This is a genomic window from Sulfitobacter sp. HI0027, assembly GCF_001634775.1.
Taxonomy (GTDB): domain Bacteria; phylum Pseudomonadota; class Alphaproteobacteria; order Rhodobacterales; family Rhodobacteraceae; genus Sulfitobacter.
This window is the reverse complement of record NZ_LWER01000093.1, coordinates 1-3,779: the sequence shown is the minus strand read 5'-3', so window position 1 is coordinate 3,779 and position 3,779 is coordinate 1. Positions and strand designations below refer to the sequence as shown.

Here is a 3,779-nt window from a genome sequence, read left to right as displayed (position 1 = left end):
CCGCAGACCGCATCCGCCACGCCATCAGCTTTGAAGTTCTCGCCCTGTTGATCGTCACGCCCATGGGCGTTTGGCTGTTTGACAAGCCACTGCATGAGATTGGCGTCGTCACCATCGTCAGCGCCAGCATCGCGACGGGATGGAACTACCTTTACAACCTCGGGTTCGACCACGCCCTGCGCCGCCTGCGCGGCACGGTCCGCAAGACGGTGCCGATCCGGGTACTTCACGCCGTAACCTTCGAGATTGGCCTGCTCTTTGTGCTGATGCCCTTTATCGCGTGGTACCTGAGCATCTCGCTGATGGAGGCCTTCCTGATCGACGTGAGCTTTGCGCTGTTCTACCTGATCTACGCCTTCGTCTTTAACTGGGTCTACGACGTGATCTTCCCGGTGCCAGAGCCTGCCCGCCCGTCCTAATCGGCCCGCAGGCGGCGGACGAACTCAGCCGCCGCCTCTGCCGGATCGCGCGCGCCCTCGGCCACGGCGTCACTGAGCCGTGCCAGATCGTCCTTCGCCTGTGGTGTCTCCAACTGCGCCAAAAGCCGGTGCTTCACATCCTGCTCGAACCAATAGCGCGCCTGTGCGGCGCGGGTTCGGTCCCAAAAGCCATTTGCGCGCCGCCATTCGATTAACTCCTGCAGCGCGGCCCAAGTCTCGTCCAGCCCGTTTTCCTCCAACGCCGAAACCGCCGTGGCGCGCGGAAAGCCTTCTGGGTCTTGCGGGCGTTTACGCAGCAGGCGCAGGGCACCGGCGTAGTCGGCCCGGGTGCGCGCGGCGGTGGACTTCAGATCACCATCTGCCTTGTTGATCACGATCAGATCGGCAATCTCCATGATGCCGCGTTTCACGCCCTGCAACTCGTCGCCGCCCGCCGGGGCCAGCAACAGTACGAAAGCATCCGCCATCTCGGCCACCACCGTCTCGGACTGGCCGACGCCCACAGTCTCAATCAGCACCACGTCAAAACCCGCCGCCTCGCAGAGCCGCACCGCCTCACGCGAGCGGCGGGCGACACCGCCAAGATGGGTCTGGCTGGGCGACGGCCGGATGAAAGCCAGCGGTTCACGGCTCAGCCGGTCCATCCGCGTCTTGTCGCCCAGGATCGAGCCGCCAGTGCGCGCCGAACTGGGGTCCACCGCCAGCACCGCCACGCGCTTGCCCTGCCCCGTCAGCATCATGCCAAAGCTTTCGATGAAGGTGGATTTGCCCACTCCCGGCGTGCCTGACAGTCCGATGCGCAGCGCCTGTCGGTCAGTCGGCAGTTTTGCCAACAACTCCGCCGCCGCCGCGCGATGGTCCGCACGGCCTGATTCCACCAGCGTGATCGCCCGCGCCAATGCGCGGCGCTCGCCTGCTATGATGCCCTTGGCCATATCGTCGATATTCATGCGCCAACTTTTGCGGGGGCGGCGCGGAATTGTCCATCCCCACCCTTGGCCCGGCGCCGGCTTTGCCCGATAACCGCGCCATGTCCAACGCTGATTTCGCCCTGCCCATCGACGCCGTTCTGCCTGACGTGATCGCCGCCCTGCGCGACACGGGTCGCGTGGTGCTGCAAGCGCCCCCCGGTGCGGGCAAGACGACGCGGGTGCCGCTGGCGATGCTCGACGCTCGCCTGACCCAAGGCCGCATCCTGATGCTGGAACCGCGCCGCCTTGCGGCCCGCGCCGCGGCCGCGCGCATGGCCGAAAGCCTTGGCGAAGAGACCGGCCAGACGGTCGGTTTTCGCGTGCGCGGCGCTTCGGCGGTATCGAAGAACACCCGCATCGAAGTCGTCACCGAGGGAATCTTGACCCGCATGTTACAAGACAACCCCGACCTGCCCGGCATCGGCGCGGTGATCTTTGACGAGTTCCACGAACGCTCCCTCAACGCCGATCTTGGCCTCGCGCTTTGCCTCGAGGTCGCGGGTGCCTTGCGGGACGATCTGCTGCTCGTCGCCATGTCCGCCACACTTGATGCCGCCCCGGTGGCAGAGTTGATGGAAGCCCCCATCGTCACCTCCGAGGGCCGCAGTTTTGAGGTGGTGCCGCGCTGGCTCGACAAGCCGATGGGCAAGCAACGGCTTGAGAATGCGGTGGCCGACCTGACGCTGAAAGCGCTTGCGGAGGCCCCCGGCTCGGCGCTGGTCTTCTTGCCTGGCGAAGGCGAAATCAGGCGGGTCGAGGCGCTTCTGCGCTCCGCCCTGCCAAGCGACTGCACCTTGGCCCCGCTCTTCGGTGCCCTGGATTTCAAAGCGCAGCAGGCCGCCATCGCGCCTGTGCGGTCGGGGCGGAAGGTCGTGCTGGCGACCTCCATTGCTGAAACCTCGCTGACCATCGAAGGCATCCGCACCGTCGTCGACGCTGGCCGCTCGCGCCGCGCGCTGTTCGACCCGGCCTCTGGCATGTCGCGGCTGGTGACCGAACGTGTGACCCGGGCCGAAGCCACCCAACGCGCGGGCCGTGCCGGACGGGTCGAAGCGGGTGTGGCCTACAAGCTCTGGACACGCGGCGAAGAGGGCGCGCTCGCCGCCTTCCCCCCAGCCGAGATTGAGGCGGGGGACCTCACCGGCTTCGCGCTGGAACTGGCGCTTTGGGGCGCGCAGGCCGAAGAATTAAGCTTTGTCACCCCGCCCCATCCGGGCCGTTTGGCCGAAGCGCAAGCGGTTTTGCGGATGCTCGGCGCGCTCGACGCCGCTGGCCGCATCACCGACCATGGCCGCGCCTTGGCAAAGCTTCCCCTGCACCCGCGGCTGGCGCATATGGTGGCGCGCGGCGGGCCGCGTGCGCCGCTGCTGGCCGCACTTTTGGCAGAGCGTGACCCGATGCGCGGCGCGCCGGTGGACCTGTCGCTCAGGATGGATGCATTGGACGGAAAGCGCAGCGCCACCCCGCCCCATGCCCCGACACTGGCGCGGATCAAGGCCGAGGCCAAGCGGCTGGGCCGGATGACAAAGGGCGACGGACCGGACGGACTGGGCGTGCTGGCGGCCCTTGCCTATCCAGACCGCGTTGGGCTGCGCCGCAAGGGCGAGGCACCGCGCTATGTCCTGTCGGGCGGCAAGGGCGCGATCCTGCCCGCGGCTGACCCGATGGCAGGCACGCGATTGCTGGTGGCCACCGACCTTGACGGCGACCCGCGTGAGGCGCGTATCCGGCAGGCGGCGCTGATCTCGGACGCTGAGTTGCGCAGCACCTTTGCCGACCAAATCCACTGGCAGGAAGTCTGCATTTGGTCGCGCCGCGAGGGGCGCGTGCTGACCCGGCGGCAAGAGGTGTTCGGTGCGCTGGTACTCGAAGACCGCACATGGCCCGATGCGCCCGCGGATGCGGTGGCGGTCGCGATGCTTGACGGTGTGCGGCAATTGGGGCTGAACCCCGGCAAGGCGGCGGCGCTGTTTCTGGCCCGCGCCCGGTTGATGCCCGCGCCCTTCCCCGATTTCAGCGAAGCGCATCTGATGGACACGCTGGACGACTGGCTGCTGCCGCATCTGGCCGGTGTGCGCAGCACTGGCGACTGGAAAGGGTTCGACATTACCTCGGCGCTCAAAACGCGGCTGACGTGGGAGCAACAGCAGGAGTTGGACCGCGCCGCGCCCGCGCATTTCGAAACCCCATTGGGGCGGCGCGTGGCCATTGACTACAGCGGTGAGACCCCCGGCATTGCCCTGCGCCTACAAGAGATGTTCGGCGTTACCCGCCATCCAACGGTGGGCGGGCAGCCATTGCAGGTCACCCTGCTCTCCCCCGCTCAGCGCCCGGTGCAGGTCACGATGGACATCCCCGGATTTTGGGC

3 protein-coding genes are annotated in these 3,779 nt (G+C 67.3%); 2 read left to right on the top strand and 1 reads right to left on the bottom strand.

Translation table 11 applies throughout. The features are described 5' to 3' along the window. A partial coding sequence (locus A3722_RS05155) for a PACE efflux transporter (protein WP_067915967.1) occupies nt 1-419 on the top strand: 419 nt, incomplete at its 5' end. Here A3722_RS05155 and meaB read toward each other — a convergent pair. After that, a complete protein-coding gene (gene meaB, locus A3722_RS05150) occupies nt 416-1,390 on the bottom strand; it encodes a methylmalonyl Co-A mutase-associated GTPase MeaB (RefSeq protein ID WP_067623132.1) in 975 nt (324 codons plus the stop codon). The two genes, A3722_RS05155 and meaB, sit on opposite strands and share 4 nt — an antisense overlap. A gap of 80 nt (nt 1,391-1,470) precedes the next feature. On the opposite strand from meaB, the gene hrpB reads away from it, so the two are divergent. After that, nucleotides 1,471-3,779: ATP-dependent helicase HrpB (gene hrpB, locus A3722_RS05145; RefSeq protein ID WP_067915969.1), on the top strand; the 2,309-nt coding region annotated here is incomplete at its 3' end.